Here is an 18,639-nt window from a genome sequence, read left to right as displayed (position 1 = left end):
TTTTTTGAAATAGAAGTCAGCATTTAAACTAAACATGCTAATATTGATTTTGTGCGATTGTCAGTTACTTCATAATAAATTTCTAATCCTTTCCGAGTACCTGTAACCATTTTAGCAGCTTTTAGTTTAGATAAATGTTGACTAATTGTACTTTGAGGCATTTCCAAATCCCCATACATTGTTGTTACATTAGTAGGACCTTTTGCAAGCATTATTTTTACTAATGATAAACGGACAGGATGCGCCAATACCTTTAGTACTTCAGAGATTTCTTCAAACATTTCTTTTTGTTCTTTCATCTTATTGCTCCCCTTTTATATACATATTTATGTTATCCATATATATAATTCGAAGGTATATACGATTTTATGTCCGTCATTTTAAAAAAATATAAAAAAACTTTTTCTCGAAACTAAAGGAGTATCTTCACATAATGTCTCACTATTAGAACTCTTATAGATACAGATGTATGTACTCTACACTCAGCTCACTAAATCAATAAAAAAGAGAGCAGATAACCCGCTCTCTTAAGATGCCTCCTTATGTTCCGTAGAATGTTCTACACTTCCCACTCTCTTTAGCTTATTCCAACCTACCGCTACTCCTCGAATCGATGAGAATATAGATTTAACGACAACATAAGTCATAAATTGACGATAAATAAAGCGTTGTAAAATTAACCATACTAATGGTTTCGGATTCTCTTCCTCTAATTTAAATGCAAATAGAGATGCGAGAAGATCCATTAAAAAGAATACAAAATAAAATCCTAAAACTTTTAGCGGATCACTACTAAATAACCCTATAATCATTAATATATCTGCAAAAGGAGCAATGAATTGCAGAACATATTGGAATAACCACATGTTAGGCAATGCAATAAATCCTAACGTTTTATGCTTTGAATTACATAACGCTTTTCGATGTTTCCAAAGACATTGAAGTGTACCATATGACCAACGATATCGCTGTTTAATGAGACTTTTCACATCTTCAGGTGACTCCGTAAAAGCATACGCTTTTTCTTCATATACAATTCTATGTCCTTGACGTAAAAATGTAATAGTAAGATCTGTATCTTCTGCTAATGTATCTTCGCTTAAATATCCAGATTCAACTACATTCTTCTTACGCCACGCCCCAATAGCCCCTGGAACTACTGTAATACAATTTAACTCATCGAAAGCTCTACGTTCTAAATTAAATCCTGTTATATATTCAACATGTTGCCAAGTAGTTAACAAGTTTCGTCTATTCCCCACTTTGACATTACCTGAAACTGCTGCTACATTTTGATCTTCAAAGTGTCTAACCATGAGAGAAATGGCGTCTTGCGCAATAATAGTATCCGCATCTAAAGTGACAATGATCTCTCCTCGCGATTGTTGAAACCCTAAGTTCATTGCCGATGATTTCCCGCCGTTTTCTTTCTGAATGAAACGAACTTTAGGGTGTTTATAAAATGTTTCTTGCATTACTTTTGACGTACCATCTGTCGATCCGTCATCCACAACAATAACTTCAAACTCTCCATACTTACTATCCAAAATTGAGCGAATTGTCTTAGCTATCACCTTTTCTTCATTATATGCTGCTATGACAACACTAACAAAAGGTTGGTAGGACGAATGAATAGTTCGAGATAGCGTTTTTCTTTTTTGCTTCCATGCAAAATAAATTAAGAATAAGAATCGAAAAATCCCTAATCCAATAGCGATATAAAAAATAGTTGTTAATATATGTTTAAAGTATCCCGCCCCTGAAAAGACAGCTTTATTGTAAAGTAAATATTGCTTTCCCTCAGAAGAAACCGGGGGCATAATTTCATCTCGTTCTTTATTCATCAAATCTGAAATTGTTACAAAACTATATCCATGCTTTTTAAGCTCTTTAATAATGATCGGCAACGCCTCTACCGTATGGGTACGATTCCCTCCCGCATCGTGGAGAAGAATAACATTTCCCTCTCCTTTATAAACAGGATTAAGAGCACGCTTTACTAATTCATTTGTTGATGGTGTTGCCCAGTCCTCAGGATCCACTTTTTCTGCTACCATTGTATAGTTCATATTTTGTGCCCGTAAAATAGGCAATATTTCATTTGAGGAATCCGGGTTAGCATCCGCTTCGTACGGTGGCCTAAACAAAACTGTAGAATGCCCAGTTATTTCCTGGATCAGACGTTGCGTCGTATTAAGTTCTACTTTTGTTCGTAGTAAAGACGTATCAGCTACGTTAGGATGCTTGAAAGTATGATTACCAATTTCATGCCCTTCATCGTATATTCTTTTTACAATACTAGGATTTAGTTGCGCGTTTTCACCAAGGACAAAAAAAGCAGCTTTTATTTTATTCTCTTTTAATATATCTAAGATTTCCGGCGTATATTTCGGGTCTGGTCCATCATCAAATGTTAATACTACTTGTTTCCCTTTCGGTTTTCCATATCGTTGCACTTCGTATGCAGATGGTAAGGATTGATATACTTCATCTGTAAGATAACCATCTTTACCTACTTTAAAATCTCTCAATCCATTTTGCTTTTCATTCTCAATCTGTAAAATTTCACCTTGTCCAGAATAATTCACTTCATCTAAACTAGTGATTTTATGTAATACATCAGGATTTTTTTGTGCCTCAATCGGATTTTTTAAAACTTTCCATATTGTAGGATCTTCTGCTCCTAATCTCCATAACGCAAACCCCTTTGCATTGTTGTCCATTGCAATTTTCACTTGATTATAGAGAGTAACGCCGTCTAAGAACCAAGCAGTATGTTCGTTATCTTCTGTTTTATATCTAAAATAAGGATTTCCACTCATCTTATCCCATTGAATATTTATATCTGAATTATGAGCCATTGCCATAACTTCTGAAAAAGTTAAAGATTTCGCCGGTTCCTTACTATTTACTTTCCAATCATATCCATAGTTACCGAAAGCAACTATAAGTTTATTAGACGGAATATTCAGTTCTTTCAATGTGTGTTGAAACCATTTATTTGAAGCAATTGGTCCTGGCTCTCCCGCTCCATAGTGCTCATCGTACATCATTACAATCATTCGATCTATTATTTTTGCTAACGCACTATAATCAAAAGCCTTATCATTAGCTGGAACATCTTGTGTAACGAGCAAATCATGTTTATGAAAGACCGTAGTAAGTTCTTTCATAAAATTTGTTAAGTTTTCTCTATCACTTTCAGGTACGGCCTCAAAGTCAATATTAATACCCGCAAATTGATTCTTTTCAACTTGCTTTACTAAATCATTTATAAACTTTGTCTTTACATCATTTGAGGAATTCAGCAACTTATGAATTAGCCCACTATCAGGACCAGAAGCTTCCTCAGTATAGTTAGTTAGTAAAGGCATAATTTTCACTTCATTTTTTTCTGCTAACTTTACTATCTCAGGTTTTATCTCACTTCTAATCGTTAAATCTGCTTTTAAATGATACCACTCTGGTACTAGCGTGGTTAATGAATCGATATTTTCTTTTAAAGAAGCGGTACTATTTTCATCCCAGTTTACATAAAAACCATACACTTCTTTACGTTGTTTACTATCCTTCGGCGAATTCACCAAATTTTTATTATCCTTCGCTTCGGTATTTGGTTTAAACTCTTCCTTCTTTAACTGCTGATCACTAAGTTTTTGATTAATTGGTACAAGTTTATTATCTTGTTGTACAGCGGTATTCATATTTGGAATTTCTGGTGTTGAAAAAATACTTTGAAAGAAAAAATAAAATACAATACTTACGCTAACGATTGAAATACATAGAAACGAAATAAAAGCTATGTTTCTCCTTCCTTTCGGGTCATAAAAAACAGGTTTTACTTTATCTTTCTCTTGTTGAATGTTTTTCTCCATTATATTTTTCACATACTCCTTCTTAATAGAACTATAAAATAATAAAGTGCAACTTTAAGCAGCCCAACTCCCACCTAACTTCTTTTCCCTAGCCAAATTTTGAGATGGGAGTTTTACTGCCCGCAATAGTGAGATAACTCCTTTTCACTTTAAAATGAATCTCTCACTTCTATATTTCTATTGATTCTTCTTTTCATTCCCTTGCTGGTGGCCTCTATTCTCTTGTTGAGATCCCCTACCATTGTTTCCTTGCTCGTTTCCAACATTTTCTTTTTGGGACCCTCTTCCATTGTCACCTTGTTGATTCCCATTATTTCCTTGGGATCCTCTTCCGTTGTTCTCTTGCTGGTACCCGTTATTTCCTTGGGACCCTCTTCCGTTGTTTTCTTGCTGATTCCCATTATTTCCTTGGGACCCTCTTCCGTTATTTCCTTGCTGATTCCCATTATTCCCTTGGGACTCTCTTCCGTTGTTTCCTTGCTGATTCCCATTATTTCCTTGGGACCCTCTTCCGTTGTTTCCTTGCTGATTCCCATTATTCCCTTGCGATCCTCTTCCATTGTTCTCTTGCTGGTGTCCATTATTCCCTTGTTGGGATTCCCTACCGTTATTCTCCTGCTGATTCCCTCTATTTTCTTGCTGAGATCCTCTACCATTGTTTTCTTTTATTTGCTTCGTTGGCTGTTCCTCTATTTTCTTTTGTTCTTTATACTCTGGCTTCTCATATTTTTTGTCTTTTACAGAAGACAAATCTGGCACTACATCAGGAGATGAATCCGGCTGCGATTGCCTCTCTTCTTCGTTTTCCACCGGATTAGATGGCGTGGCGGGCGGCGTAACCGATTTGTTCTTCTCATTCTCTTGCTTTATATAGACACCTGTGCCCATTCCAGCTTTTCTAGCATTCTCTCGTACTTGCATCGTGCTATTTTGATATTCGACTGTAATATGTTTTAGCTCATATTCTTTCTTTAATTCTTTCATTACCTTTTCCAACTTTGGTTCTAGCAACTTATCCTTTGCAATAGCGGTTAGCATAACTTGCTTATCATTCGTTAAATACTTATCCTCTTGACTCTGCTTTATAATTGTACGTATTACTTCTTGCAATTGTTTATTTTCCCATTGCTTCAATTCTTTTAAAATACGCCTTCCATCATCATTACAAGCTTGTAAATCTATAACGCGAAGATCCTTCGTTACGCTCACTTCTAAACTTGGATTTATATCAACTGAGACGTAAGCGAATACTTTTTCTTCCGGTTGGTTGTAGAAAAATAACAGCGCACATAGAAAACAAGCAACAAGTAATGATGCCGGCTTTAAGAAATAAGGGATTGAAAAACGCGATGCTTTTTGTTCTTGCTCATCAAATGAAATTTCCTCTCCAATCATGCAAGAATCCCCTTTTCTTTTACACGTAATAAACTCTCCATTTGGCGTTAAAACAACTACGCTATGTTTTTTTATATCCATCACAATTCCTTTATTCATCATGCTTCCCTCCCCTTATATAATCAAGAATGTATGTATAGTTGTTTGCGAAGATAATACACATTGCAATGATATATTTTCTATGCCGCTCCAACGTTTTGCGACTTACCCTAACACGCGGTTCAATATGTTTAAGCGGTAACTTTTTCTTCCGGAACAGCTCCTCCATCATTTCCTCTTCTTTTATAATCACCTTTACAATTTCTATTAAGTGCTCACGCGTATCACGATGCTTAGGAGATTCTTTAGCAAGCTCTGAAAATGTGATTTTAAAATCAGCTAACACACTTTGAAAATGGAGAATTTCTTCCTTACGGTTACCATTCTCTATTTCTTTCATATACTCCGTAAGCGATACTTGCATTTCTAACATTTCCTCTTGCTCATCTTCTTTTAAAAAGACAAGGTTATGCTTAGACTCCTTGCGTATATAGTCAATTACATCTCTTTTTATAAGAAGATCAGCAAACGCTAGAAAAGATTTCCCTTTTTTATATGAATACTGTTCAATTGCTTCGTTAAACGCAAACAATCCAATACTATATTCATCATCCTGTTCTGTAATATATCGGCGGCAGACAGACGAGATTGATTTTCTAATAAACGGCTGATACTGTACGATAAAAGCTTCTTTATCTTCTTCGTTATTTTGTATGTTACATACGATATCTTCTATTTTCGGTTTTCTTAAGATCTTCATTACTAAACTCAACACGGGTAATCTCTCTCCCTCCTTCTGCTTGAAATAGAAAAATGGTCACTAAACAAGTGACCATTCAACCACAGTTTCTTTAGGCTTGTCTTCTTGTTGTTCATATTTTTCAAAGCCAACTTTTCTATCGTTCTTACAGTTAGGCTTACATTTTACTCTACTTTCTTATTTTCTTCCGCTTGTTTTGCTTGCCCTGTTTCTATTTTATCTGCAATCCTTGAATAACTCTTCTCTATATCATTGGTAATTTCACCCTTTTATTTCGGATACCCCACTTAATCTAGTAATTTTATTAACACGTCAGTATTCTTTCATAATCAGTTTTCTTCTATTTATTTTCTTCACTATACATATTCGGAGGAATACAAAGTTTTATGGGGGTCAAAAAATATTTTTATAAAAAAATAGATATTTATTTCAAAAATAAAAACCATTGATTTGAAAAAGGACTAATCAAATTGATGGTTTTCTTATCATATCTATTAAATTAAGTTAGGCTCTCATTATGTATAAGAAAATCTGTTGTTCTCACTATTTCCTGCCGCTTTTCTCCATCGTTATCTTTCTTGATTATCATAATATGTCTTATCTGCATACTTTTGATCATTTCCTTTTAGATAAGCTAATATTACTTTTGGATTTTTAAGTAAGGCCCAGTCTCCATATGTATCAAATCTTCTGCATGAAGTTATCATTCCATTTTTAATGGTACCGAATTTCTTATTATTTCGTTTTCCCCATTCTTTTAACCGTTTCGCGAAATCTGCATCTTCTGCCATAAGCATGTTTTCATTAAATCCGTTAATTGCCATAAAATCTTTTCTATAACACCAAAAAATCCCTACAGATACAGCTCCGTACTTAAAAAGTAAGGGAATTATAATTAGCATTGCAGAAAAGAATATTCCAAAAGACATTCTTTCTAACTTCCCATTCACCCCACCACCAATATATTTACCTGAAGATAAATATTTATCTACATTAGACAATACGGACTCTGTCATTATAGTATCAGCGTCTATAGTAACGATTATTTCTCCACTAGCTATTTCTGCCCCTGCATTTCGGATTTTTGATAAGTTTTTATCGTCATTTTTTAATGTAATACAATTATAAGATTTTGCTATTTCCTCTGTTTGATCTGTGCAACGATTTAAAACAACTATAACTTCCGTTTGTTCTTTATATACCTCTGATGCTTTTGCAATTGAATCCAAACATTTTCTAATATATTTTTCTTCATTATGTGCAGGGATTATAATAGAAAACTTCACATCTTTTTGTGAATTCCTTCCTGAAAATTCGTTTATTTCAGTCATAATATTCCCCCTTATTTTAGATAAATATATGTTATACATAACATATATTTAAATTGATTAAGTTTTATTATAAAAAGAGTACTTAAAACAATATAGACATATTATTTTAATTATAATAGGGCTACTATTAAGCTAACAAAACAAGAATTGACATTGTATGAGCTTAACTTGTTTGCGAAGTGTTGGTCCCCCTATATAAAAAAACCACAGTTTACACCCAAACTGTGGTTTTTTGAAGTACAAGGAATTACATGAATTATAAGTCACTTTCTAAATTGTACTCCTCATTTATCAATATCTGTATCTAGTCTTCAACTTCGTAACAGAGCTAAGTTTAATTTCTTACAGAATGAAACCAAGGCAATTGTTTAGTATATGTATCGCCATGACATATGCAAGGGATCTTTTAGAAATAAGATAAGCCGCAGTAAGTATCACTGCACCAGGTAAATAAATAGCAATATCCGAAAGCTGGTTCGTATGGAAAAGTGTAAAAATTGTAATTGAGATAATAGATGCAATAGCAGTACCAATATAATGTGAAAAACGATTTAATATTATATAACGAAATATAATTTCTTCAAGTATTGGACCGAGAATACCAAATACAAGCAATGTAAATATAAGAGGTATCTCCGCGCCCGTTTCAAGGAGCTGTTCTTGGTTCTCTGGCTGACCAGTTGCTAGAAAACGCATAACAATCTGTTCTACAATTACAGTAAATAAAACCACCATAGGAATACTTACTATTTTCAAAATTGTCTTCTCTTTAAAATAAGTAAAACTTTCAATAATTTCTTTCCTAAAGAAAATTATTCCCACAATAGCAGGTACAGTCAAACCGATGGCACTAAGAGCAAATTCTGATTCAACTAAGTTGCTGTTAGTTAAAAGGGATATACCAAATAATATGAACAAGCCAATTTGAAGTAGTGCAAACAGTATATAAACTATTAGCATAATAAGTTCTTTTGTATTCGTTTTTATAAAGCTCACTTTATTACCCCCATAATGAAATTACTTAGAATCTTTGATTTTTCTTTCTGCATAACGTTCTCCTTCTAAATATACTTATATAAATTTTAAGACCGGACGGTTCGGTCCGGAAACTAATGATACTATAAGTTTCTAGTTTTTTAAACCCCCTTTATAAATTATTTACAAAATCAAAATGGTAAAAAGCAAATACATTTATATCTCAACTTCTTATTTACAATCAAATTCCAGTACTCATTCAATATTAACGATTTATCTTTTATAGTGTGACGTGATACGGCTTTTAACCGCAAGATCTCCTAATTAAACGAAGTGAAAATGAGAGTAGTTCAAACATTTTAGCTAAACATATTAATTAAAATTATATATAATACTCATATGTCGATACGGTAAAATTAGTTGCATGATATGACTGAATTAACCAACTCGTCATATTGTTTTTGACAGAAAATTCATTCGAATAGTATGGATAATACAATTTGAGGTTTTCATCAGATAGGAATTGATAAGATATTTTTTGCTCCAAACTTATTTCTACTTACAAAAAAATTAAGAAAATAGAGGGTAAACATTACCTGGAATATTAAGCTCGTTTTTATTAGGAGGACTACAAAGCATGACTAAAGTTGATACAGTAAAAGAAAAGATTATTGAAACATCTTTATATTTATTTAATACTAATGGGATAACTCGCACATCCATTCAGGATATAATGACAGCTACTGAACTACCGAAAGGATCTATTTATCGTAGATTCAAAAATAAAGAAGAAATTGTCCTTGCCGCCTACGACAAAAGTGGTGAGATTATGTGGAGTCATTTTCATAAAGCAATGGAAAAGAAAAAGACAGCAATCGATAAAATCCTTGCAATTTTCCTTGTATATCAAGATGCAGCTAATAACCCCCCTATTGCTGGAGGCTGTCCATTGCTTAATAGCGCAATTGAAAGTACTGGAGTATTTCCAGAATTACAAAAAGCAGCAGCAAAAGGCTATGATGATACAGTAATGTTAATGGCTTCTCTCATAAAAGAAGGAATAGAGAAACAAGAACTTAAAGAAGAGATAAACATTATATCGCTCGCTTCTTTCCTTGCCTCTTCAATGGAGGGCGCTATTATGGCAAGTCGTGTATCTAACGATAATATACATCATCATTATTTTATTGAACAAATAAAACATCATCTTTTCTCTTATTCTAAATAAGTGGGAACTTATATTGCCTTTATTCAATTTTTATAGACTTAAATTGAATAAACCCCTCTCTTAAAAAGTGGCTTCTGTTTATGAGAGGGTGAATAGTTTTTAGCAAAGGTAGCTTTTTAGATGTTGTATATTATGCATATTTTACATACCTCTTCTCTTACTGTCGACGTTCAAAAGCAAGACGTACAGCAAGCCCTGTCAAGACGCTTGCCATAAGCCACCGCTGCACTCGTAGCCATGTTGGACGTGTGCCAAACCATTTCGCAATTTTACTTGCTGTAAATACAATTAAGAGGTTGACTATAAAGCTAACAGTGATTTGCGTAAGACCTAAAACTGCACCTTGTGTAAGCAACGATCCCTTCTCAGGATCTTCAAATTGAGGTAGAAGTGATACATACAAAATAGCAATCTTGGGATTTAGAAGATTGGTCATGAGCCCCATCAAAAATAATTTCCGTGGTGGCTCATTAGAAATAGTACGCGGTTCCATAATAGATGTAGCACCCGGTTTTATCGAATTCCAGGCGAGCCAAAGCAAATAAGCGGCTCCTGTCCACTTGACTATTTCATAGACAGCAGGAACAGCAAGGAATAGAACTGTAAGTCCGAACATTGTTGCGATTATATAAATGACAAATCCGAGCATAATGCCCAAGAGGGAAATAAATCCTGCCATACGCCCTTGCGTAATGGAACGGGAGATGAGATAAATCATATTAGGACCAGGTGAACAAACCATACTAAGCGAAACAATTGCAAAGGCTAACAAAGTACTAAAGCTAACCATAAACCTTCCCCCTTTATGTTACATAAAATTTCCTATTGTACATTTTATCATGATTAAGGAGAGAAAAGATTAATATAAGCCGATACAGCTAAGTAATATGATCGGATCGAATGTATGGTAATCATATACTACACCTTCTCTTAAAGAAAGATTTAAAAATAACCTATCCATAGTGATACTAAAGCAACTACTAACAAAGCAAAACAAATTGTGATATTTCGAACCCACTTTTGTATATCATCAAAATACCGTTCTATAAATATAGCGTTGATATAAACAATAAGAAATAGAACAACGAAAGTAAAGGATCCCAATTTATCGTTAAATTTTTCATTAGTAAATGTGCTTACATGAAGGAATAGAAAAACAAATGTTACTATGAATAGCTCAAATAATCTTTTTTTATTCACTCCGTCACCAACTTACAATAATCACCTTTTATTCCGGTTTATTAGAACATAATATGTAGTAGTATATGAATAATATATTCATGTCAAAAAAGGCTAACAATTCAAGATTGTTAGCCTTTACATTCCATAATGCGGCCCTTTAAAATTTAACAAGCGAATAGATTCTTACTCCCAGACCATATACTCCTTTTCAAATAACAAAAAGACCAATAAATAAGTGACCATTCCTAAATTGATTTTCACGTCTGGATACCTAACCATTTTCGTCATTAATTTTCCTCTTCAATTTAAGATGATTTTTTCCACTCTATTAAAAATTTCCCACCATGTTCTTCTGTTTTAATTTTCACTTTATATCTATCGTCCTTAGGCACTTTAAGGCTTTTATCATCTTTACCATTATTAAATTCTAATATCGTATTATCATTTGAATCCACAATATAAGCAACTACAGTTCCTTTCTTTGTTGTTTCATCAAAAGAAAACACCCAATTCTCTCCTTTTTTAACTTCCATATCACGACTTGTGGAACCAGTAAACTCTCTATAATCTCCTAATATTCTATTTGAAGAACTTTTTACTTTTCCACCAACAACTTTTCCTTCTCTAGAAGAACATCCACTGACAATTAATAAACAACAAGCTAATAACATTATACCTTTTAATATTTTCAATATTAACTCTTCCTTTACTAAAAAAATAAATCATACTAAAATGGCTATACTTAACTGGAAATATATCGAAATCAATAAACAATTATAGTTATATTTTATCTTTTTAAATCTTCACTCAGTTTGATTTCCTCATCATTAATATATCCAGTAAAAACAATCTCTGATACATGTTCATGATTAAAAAACAAATTATATTCAGTTGAAATATTACCAATTGGATAATAACAAGCTACATAATCCCACTCTTCTTTAGTTTTAGAATTCACTTCTACCATATACCATTACAAATTTTTCCCAACTTTTAAATCTTACAACTGAGCCAACAAGACTTGCTCCTGGCCCCCAAGGAAGACTAATCTGAAAGCCACTTGATCCAGCTTTCACTGAACCACCAACTTCTGATAATTCCCTTTTATTCCATTTTATCAGAACATAATGTGTAGTAGTATATGAATATTATACTCACGTCAAAAAGGCCAACAATTCAAGATTGTTAGCCTCTACTTCCCATATTCGTACCTTTTATCACTTTACTTCCTAACAACTGGAATCCACATTTCACCAAACACTAAACCATTTCTTTGTCCCATCTCAACCGTTGTATTTGGCCCACCAACATAAGCAAAATCTGTTGCTTCTCGTAAGGCCTGACCGAAGGCGATGCCAGTAAGCTTATTACTTAGCTCTTCAGCTGTCTTGTCTTCCCCTTTTACTACTAAATATTCTCCCTTAGGAAACTGAATCACTCTAGATTCTTCTTCTATTTGTGCTTCTGTCATAACACCCGCATAATACATCATCTTGTTATTCACTGCTTCGCTGACAGAAAAAATGTAATCATTTGTAGCTAGAGCTTTTAAAGTATCCAGCCTTCCATCTTCTTTAACAGCCGACCAAAAGTCTTCCTTTTCTTTTTTTATTCCAACAAAATCTGTATATTCACTCTTAATTTCAGTTCCAATACCTAACACAATAAAGCTATCTTTTTCTTCAATCGTATAATTTTTCATATTCAAAACCTTCCTTCTTTTAAAATGAATCAAATGATTTATCTTTTCATCTGATGAGTTTATAATAACTTTAAATCATGTCAAAAAATGATACTGTTTAGGAGAACAAAATGAAAAAAGTTGAACGGATTAATACAATTATGCGGTATATCAACAACCGCTCCCACTTTACAATTTCAGAAATCATACGAGAATTTAACATATCACGATCAACAGCTATTAGAGACATTAGAGAAATAGAAGCTATGGGCATGCCACTTGTTGCTGAAGTTGGGAGGACTGGGGGATATTTTGTTATGCATAACTCTATCCTGCCCGTTGTTCGCTTTACTGATAACGAAGTGAAAGCCCTTTTTATTGCCTTTATGGCTACAAGAAATCAACAACTTCCCTATTTAAAAAGTCGTCAATCTTTAGCCGAAAAACTGTTAGGACTCATCTCAGAAACCCAGCAAGATGATATCGTTCTTTTAAATCAACTCTTGCTGTTTGAAGGGACCAACCCTCATAATCCTGATTTACTTGAGCTTTCTGATCTCCCTCACCCTATGTTAGAAAAACTCATTCAAATGCTTCTTTTAGATAGACATTTATTGATTTCCATTAAAGAAGAGAAAGAAATCAAGTCTTATTCCATTTATCTATTACACCTGTATCAAGAAAAAAGTCAATGGATCATTGAAGGGTTTGACTTAAAAGAAGAAAAGAAGAGGATGTTTCCTGTCGATCATCTCATCCATATCGAACCATACACGACGAAAAAAAAGCTAAATAAGAAAAAGATTTTAGAAAAACTAAGTAAGAAGGATGAAGTGATTAACCTTGTACTTGAACTTGGTCCAAAAGCAATTGCCCAGTTCAAAAAATACCACCCTTTCAAAATTTCAATATCTTATACAAATCCTTACCAATCCACAGCCATTTTAAAAACATTTATCAATGTTAACAATTCGGATGAAGTAACGGAAATAGCAAATTGGCTACTTTTCCTAGGTAAAGATATTACAATTAGAGAAATGCCTGAAGAAGTATTAAAAGATTTACAAGAGCGGTTATGCTTATACACTCCATAAGCAGTGGCTAGTTAAACCTCAAAATATTGAGTTTAACTAGTCACTTCTTAACGAGGCTTCTATGAATAATACAACAAAAAAGGTGTGAACTAGCTTTTAGTTCACACCTTTTTATATTAGAGTTTCCTATAAATACATTAAATTGCTTTTTTAAGATTTGAATGTGGATTTGGTCCATACTTATTATCACCTTCATCACTTTCAATGATACAAAACACAAGCAGAACCGCTCCTCCAAATGGCACCAAATTTAATAACTGCCACCATCCTGTTTTTCCACTATCATGTAATCGACGAGCTTCCACTGCCAAAGTAGGAACGATAAAAATTGCTATATATATCAAAGTAATATTAGCTCTTAAGTAAAAGGCAGACGAAGAATAAGAGGCCAAATATATTAATGACCAAAACGTAACCTTATTAACTAAAGTAAAAATCCAGTACTCTTTTCTCGTAGCTCTCCCACTAAATTTCGCATAGTTTTTGAGAGTATATAAATACCATCTCATTTGAACCGCTCCCTTTTCCATCCCCTAAACAATTAGGTTATACATTATATACCTTATAAGTATAAATATAACATCTTTAACCTCTATTTTTATATAGAATATTCCGTTTATTTTTAAGTTATTTTTATGAAGCGTTACATACTATACTTCACATATGTACTCGATTTATTATTCTCCTATTTACTTTAAAACTACTACAATTAAGGGAAGTATGAATGTATTATTAAAGCACGGAAAATCTTCCCGTGCTTTTTCAAAAAAATATATTATTCCGGATGATTTCATTCACTTACCCTATCTGGCGTTTAAATGCTTTACTAGCGAAAAAGTAAGAGATGATCATGATCCCTACGCACCAAGTGAGCGCAATCCAAATATCGTTTCCAACAGTTCCTTCATATAAAAGAGCACGAACCGCATTCACGATTGAAGTTACAGGCTGGTTTTCAGCAAATACACGAACAATTTTCGGCATCGTTTCGGTAGGTACAAAGGCTGAACTAATAAATGGAAGAAAAACGAGTGGGTACGAGTAGGCTGTCGCCCCTTCCATAGACTTTGCCGTCAGCCCTGGAATGATAGCCAACCATGTTAGTGCTAACGTAAACATCCCTAGTATCCCAGCTACTCCAAGCCAATCTAGAATATTCGCACTGGAACGGAAACCCATTAAGAGCGCAACAAGAATAACAACTAAGATAGTAAGTACATTCGCAACAAGAGAGGTTAAAACGTGAGCCCATAATATCGATGAGCGCTTAATAGGCATCGTAATGAAACGTGCCATAAGCCCACTCTTTACATCCGTAAATAATCGTACAGAAGTGTAAGCGACACCAGATGCGATAGCCATTAGCAAAATTCCCGGCAATAAATAATTGACGTAGTTATCTGTTCCTGTCTGTATAGCCCCACCAAATACGTATACAAACAATAGCATCATCATAATCGGTGTAATCGCTACCGTAATAATTGTATCTGGACTACGCATAATATTGCGCATTAAGCGCCCAAGTAATACACCTGTTTTGCTTTTCATTTACATCTCCTCCTTTTTGCCAATGATCGCAAGGAATATTTCTTCCAATGTCGGCTGCTTCTCGATATACTCTACTTTTGCTGGCGGGAACATCTCTTTCAGTTCAGTAAGAGTACCTGTCGTAATAATTTTTCCACCATGTAAAATAGCGATACGGTCAGCTAATTGTTCTGCTTCCTCTAAATACTGGGTTGTTAGTAAGATGGTTGTTCCTCCACCAGCAAGTTCTTTAACTGTATCCCACACTTCAATCCGTGCTTCAGGATCAAGCCCAGTCGTTGGTTCGTCAAGAAAAATAACTGCTGGCGCCCCTATCAAACTCATCGCGATATCAAGTCGGCGCTTCATTCCACCCGAATACTGATCTGCCCTCTGATTAGCCGCATCAGTCAAGCTAAATCTTTCAAGTAAATTGTTAGCGACTTGAGCGGGATTGGAAACACCACGTAACTTGGCGATCATTATCAAGTTTTCTTTCCCCGTCAACATGCCGTCTAAAGCTGCAAACTGTCCTGTCAAACTGATACTTTGACGAACATGATCTGGTTGGCGCTTGATATCAAATCCGCAAATCCTTACTTCACCGCTATCTTGCTTCATTAGCGTCGAGAGGATGTTGACCGCCGTTGTCTTTCCCGCTCCATTTGAGCCTAGCAGTGCGAAAATTTCGCCACGCTGCACCTCAAAATCCACTCCTATTAAAACTTCTTTATCTTTAAAAGATTTTTTTAATCCTTTTACAGAAATCGCTGTATTACTCATACTTTTCCCCCTTATAAAAATAGATTACCTACACCCTCTATTTAGTACCACTGATAATCTGTATTACTTAGTAGTAGTTTGAAAATATAACTGAATAGCGATGGAGGCAATTTCCTTTTGTAACCAGCTAATCAGTCGGTATTATTTATTGCATTTATTTTTTTCTCAATTTCTTCATAATACTTTCATTCAAATCTTCACGATATTTGGAGACATACGTTTTAGCGTTTGCCACTAGTTCGTCAGCAAAAGATGCCACATCTTCCCCAGTAATATCTAGCACTTGTCTGCCTTCCGCTGCACCAGCTTCAAACAAATCGATTAATTCGTACTGAATGTGCAGCATATCCATTCCGTTGCCGGTCGAAAAATTCCACATGTAGTTTTGAATTTTCTTAAACACAAACTGATAGTCCTCTGGCAGTGCTGCAACACGTGCCATCATCATTCTGTACTCTTTTTTATCACCAATTAATTTTTTGAATATTTCCAACATCTTATTTTCCTCCTTTTTTATAAAGCAGAACAAAAAACTCTCCAAATATGAGCCGAAACATTTTATATTATGAGACTAATTTGACTTCAAGACATTAATTTTTGACGATACAAAATCCCATTTTCTCCAAAATAATTCAAGCTCCTGACGGCCAGCTTCATTTAATGAATAAAACTTACGAGGCGGCCCCATATCTGATGGTTTCTTTTCAATATTCACAAGCTTTTTCTTCTCTAATCGTACGAGGATGGTATAGACCGTTCCTTCCACGACTTCAGTAAACCCAAGATCATTCAGGTGGCGAGTAATCTCATAACCATACGTTTCACGGCGACTAATGATTTCCAGCACACACCCTTCCAATGAACCTTTCAACATTTCAGTTAAATTTTCCATGTTCTGATCCTCCTTTACCCCCTATTCTGTCTGACTTATATTCAGTATTACAGAGTACTAAGGCGAATTTTTACTGAATAGCTTTTGAATAACCCCCACTATTCAGTATTACTTATTACAACTACATTGTATGACTAAGTAGCGATACATGTCAACTGATTTTCAAATTTCTTCTAAAATCCGCTATTACCTATTACTTAGTGAAAATTTTTTTAAGAAACAACACTACTCAGTATCACCTATTACAACTACATTGTATGACTGAGTAGCTGTAAATGTCAACTCGATTTTTATATTTTTCTAAAATCAACTATTACCCACCCCGCTAAGAAAAGAAAATACCCCAAAACAATAATTCTACATTTTTGTTTTGGGGCGCTATAAGCTAGCTCTTCTTCTAAATAAAACAATTCATCCTCTTGTTACGATAACATCATTTCCATATCTTCTGCTGCAGTTGTAATTAATTTTAAACCGAATGTTTCTTGTAATACATCGAGCACGCCAGCTGAAATAAATTCAGGCGCCTTTGGACCTATGCGAATATCTTGAATTCCAAGACTAAATAGCCCAAGCAAAATAGCAACCGCTTTTTGTTCAAACCAAGATAAGACAATGCTTACTGGCAATTCATTCACTTCGCATTGGAAAGCATCAGCTAAAGCAGCCGCTATTTTCACTGTAGAAATGGAATTATTACATTGCCCTAAATCGATGTAACGTGGAATCTCTGTACCAGGTACAACGCCGTAATCCACATCATTAAAACGGAATTTACCGCAAGAAGTCGTTAAAATCACTGTCTCCGGCGGAAGTGACGTCGCTAATTCACGATAATATTCTCCGCCTTTTCCCGGTGCATCACAACCGGCGATAACAAAGAAGCGCTTAATCTTCCCTTCTTTTACTGCCTCAATAATTTCCGGAGCTAATGATAAGACTGTATTATGATGAAACCCTGTTACTAACTGTTCATCCGACTCCATATGTACTTCTGGAAGTTCTAGCGCTTTTTGAATCAATGGTGCAAAATTATCATTTTCAATTTTTTGTACACCCTCTAAGCCGGCAATATCATATGAAAAGAATCGATCAGAGTATGATCCTTTAATTGGCATAACACAGTTCGTTGTCGCTAATATGGCACCTGTAAATTTTTCAAAAAGGCGTCTTTGATCATACCATGCCTTACCGATGTTTCCTTTTAAATGTTTATATTTTTTCAGCTGCGGATACCCGTGTGCTGGTAACATTTCAGAATGCGTATAAATATTAATTTCTTTTCCTTCTGTTTGTTTTAATAATTCTTCTAACGCAAATAAATTATGGCCTGTAACTACAATAGCTTTACCTTCTACACGGTTTTGTGTAATTTGAACAGGCTCTGGAACACCAAAGTGATTCGTATGTGCCTTATCTAGCAACTCCATTACTCGTAAAGCTGATTTCCCAACTTTCATAGCCATATCAATATGTTCTTGTTCATTAAAATTAGAATTTGTTAATGTCATATATAGCGCTTCTTGCGTTGTAGCATCTACAAAAGCATCCGTATACCCTAGCTGAGCAGCATGCGTACGATAAGCCGCAATTCCTTTTAACCCAAACACAATCGTATCTTGTAAACTCGCAATCGTTTCATTCTTGCCACAAACACCCATTACTTTACATCCGCCTGTTGGTGTTTGTTCACATTGATAACAAAACATATCATCCCACCCTCTCCCAATCATTAATTACACCCTAAGCATAATATCCATTGAAAAAAAGTGATGTGATATCAATCACAATAATATATAAAGATTTGTGACAGTTCATATTGTTGACATAATATTTTTACTGTCTTCTGATTTCGATACTTGCGCATAATATATCAG

The 18,639-nt window shown here is 34.4% G+C and carries 18 protein-coding genes and 1 pseudogene; 2 read left to right on the top strand and 17 right to left on the bottom strand.

From position 1 onward, the window contains the following. Positions 1–23 precede the first annotated feature (23 nt). The 6 genes from AC0L0O_RS07365 to AC0L0O_RS07340 all read right to left on the bottom strand — a co-directional run bounded on the left by AC0L0O_RS07365 (position 24) and on the right by AC0L0O_RS07340 (position 8,396). The gene (locus AC0L0O_RS07365; RefSeq protein ID WP_000662957.1) at positions 24–299 is read right to left on the bottom strand and encodes an ArsR/SmtB family transcription factor; all 276 of its coding nucleotides are present in this window, start codon (positions 297–299) and stop codon (positions 24–26) included. A gap of 228 nt (positions 300–527) precedes the next feature. Next, complete coding sequence (locus AC0L0O_RS07360; protein ID WP_473785919.1) at positions 528–3,875, bottom strand: trifunctional glycoside hydrolase family 18/polysaccharide deacetylase/glycosyltransferase family 2 protein; 3,348 nt, start codon at positions 3,873–3,875, stop codon at positions 528–530. Between the two features lie 177 nt (positions 3,876–4,052). Then, positions 4,053–5,372, bottom strand: a complete 1,320-nt coding sequence (gene rsgI / locus AC0L0O_RS07355) for an anti-sigma-I factor RsgI (protein WP_000981247.1) — start codon at positions 5,370–5,372, stop codon at positions 4,053–4,055. Continuing rightward, complete coding sequence (gene sigI, locus AC0L0O_RS07350) at positions 5,362–6,084, bottom strand: RNA polymerase sigma factor SigI (RefSeq protein ID WP_003160074.1); 723 nt, start codon at positions 6,082–6,084, stop codon at positions 5,362–5,364. Before sigI ends, rsgI begins: the two co-directional genes overlap by 11 nt. Positions 6,085–6,638: 554 nt before the next feature. Continuing rightward, a complete protein-coding gene (locus AC0L0O_RS07345) occupies positions 6,639–7,400 on the bottom strand; it encodes a glycosyltransferase family 2 protein (protein WP_000136090.1) in 762 nt (253 codons plus the stop codon). Between the two features lie 342 nt (positions 7,401–7,742). Next, positions 7,743–8,396, bottom strand: a complete 654-nt coding sequence (locus AC0L0O_RS07340) for a CPBP family intramembrane glutamic endopeptidase (RefSeq protein WP_000008255.1) — start codon at positions 8,394–8,396, stop codon at positions 7,743–7,745. Between the two features lie 616 nt (positions 8,397–9,012). Here AC0L0O_RS07340 and AC0L0O_RS07335 point away from each other — a divergent pair. Beyond that, on the top strand, positions 9,013–9,603 hold the full coding sequence (locus AC0L0O_RS07335) for a TetR/AcrR family transcriptional regulator (RefSeq protein ID WP_000169669.1): 591 nt from the start codon (positions 9,013–9,015) through the stop codon (positions 9,601–9,603). Positions 9,604–9,760: 157 nt separating this feature from the next. On the opposite strand, the gene AC0L0O_RS07330 is transcribed toward AC0L0O_RS07335, so the two are convergent. The 5 genes and pseudogenes from AC0L0O_RS07330 to AC0L0O_RS07310 all read right to left on the bottom strand — a co-directional run bounded on the left by AC0L0O_RS07330 (position 9,761) and on the right by AC0L0O_RS07310 (position 12,487). Then, positions 9,761–10,393, bottom strand: a complete 633-nt coding sequence (locus tag AC0L0O_RS07330) for a LysE family translocator (RefSeq protein ID WP_332279903.1) — start codon at positions 10,391–10,393, stop codon at positions 9,761–9,763. Positions 10,394–10,545: 152 nt separating this feature from the next. Continuing rightward, positions 10,546–10,803, bottom strand: coding sequence for a DUF3963 domain-containing protein (locus AC0L0O_RS07325; RefSeq protein ID WP_332279904.1), 258 nt, complete (start codon positions 10,801–10,803; stop codon positions 10,546–10,548). A 287-nt stretch (positions 10,804–11,090) separates the two neighbouring features. After that, a complete protein-coding gene (locus tag AC0L0O_RS07320) occupies positions 11,091–11,480 on the bottom strand; it encodes a hypothetical protein (protein WP_473785918.1) in 390 nt (129 codons plus the stop codon). 92 nt (positions 11,481–11,572) lie between these two features. After that, positions 11,573–11,834, bottom strand: a pseudogene (locus AC0L0O_RS07315) (DUF4176 domain-containing protein). 173 nt (positions 11,835–12,007) lie between these two features. Continuing rightward, positions 12,008–12,487, bottom strand: coding sequence for a GyrI-like domain-containing protein (locus tag AC0L0O_RS07310; RefSeq protein ID WP_000801048.1), 480 nt, complete (start codon positions 12,485–12,487; stop codon positions 12,008–12,010). Positions 12,488–12,597: 110 nt separating this feature from the next. On the opposite strand from AC0L0O_RS07310, the gene AC0L0O_RS07305 reads away from it, so the two are divergent. Continuing rightward, entirely contained in the window at positions 12,598–13,560 is a 963-nt protein-coding gene (locus tag AC0L0O_RS07305; protein WP_000755042.1) for a helix-turn-helix transcriptional regulator, read from the top strand. A gap of 137 nt (positions 13,561–13,697) precedes the next feature. Here AC0L0O_RS07305 and AC0L0O_RS07300 read toward each other — a convergent pair whose 3' ends face one another. The 6 genes from AC0L0O_RS07300 to hcp all read right to left on the bottom strand — a co-directional run bounded on the left by AC0L0O_RS07300 (position 13,698) and on the right by hcp (position 18,471). Continuing rightward, positions 13,698–14,069, bottom strand: a complete 372-nt coding sequence (locus AC0L0O_RS07300; RefSeq protein ID WP_001267897.1) for a DUF805 domain-containing protein — start codon at positions 14,067–14,069, stop codon at positions 13,698–13,700. A 289-nt stretch (positions 14,070–14,358) separates the two neighbouring features. After that, positions 14,359–15,108, bottom strand: a complete 750-nt coding sequence (locus AC0L0O_RS07295; protein ID WP_000837824.1) for an ABC transporter permease — start codon at positions 15,106–15,108, stop codon at positions 14,359–14,361. Continuing rightward, a complete protein-coding gene (locus AC0L0O_RS07290) occupies positions 15,109–15,870 on the bottom strand; it encodes an ABC transporter ATP-binding protein (RefSeq protein ID WP_071727682.1) in 762 nt (253 codons plus the stop codon). A 154-nt stretch (positions 15,871–16,024) separates the two neighbouring features. Then, positions 16,025–16,366: a DUF1048 domain-containing protein gene (locus tag AC0L0O_RS07285; RefSeq protein ID WP_000889650.1), complete on the bottom strand. Its 342-nt coding sequence runs from the start codon at positions 16,364–16,366 to the stop codon at positions 16,025–16,027. Between the two features lie 75 nt (positions 16,367–16,441). Further along, on the bottom strand, positions 16,442–16,762 hold the full coding sequence (locus tag AC0L0O_RS07280) for a PadR family transcriptional regulator (RefSeq protein WP_000429484.1): 321 nt from the start codon (positions 16,760–16,762) through the stop codon (positions 16,442–16,444). A 422-nt stretch (positions 16,763–17,184) separates the two neighbouring features. Further along, positions 17,185–18,471, bottom strand: coding sequence for a hydroxylamine reductase (hcp, locus tag AC0L0O_RS07275; protein WP_042332964.1), 1,287 nt, complete (start codon positions 18,469–18,471; stop codon positions 17,185–17,187). Between the last annotated feature and the right edge of the window lie 168 nt (positions 18,472–18,639).

This window comes from Bacillus sp. GS3m_15504 (genome assembly GCF_055825275.1).
The sequence above is the reverse complement of the archived record's forward strand: the minus strand, read 5'-3'. Positions and strand labels throughout refer to the sequence as shown.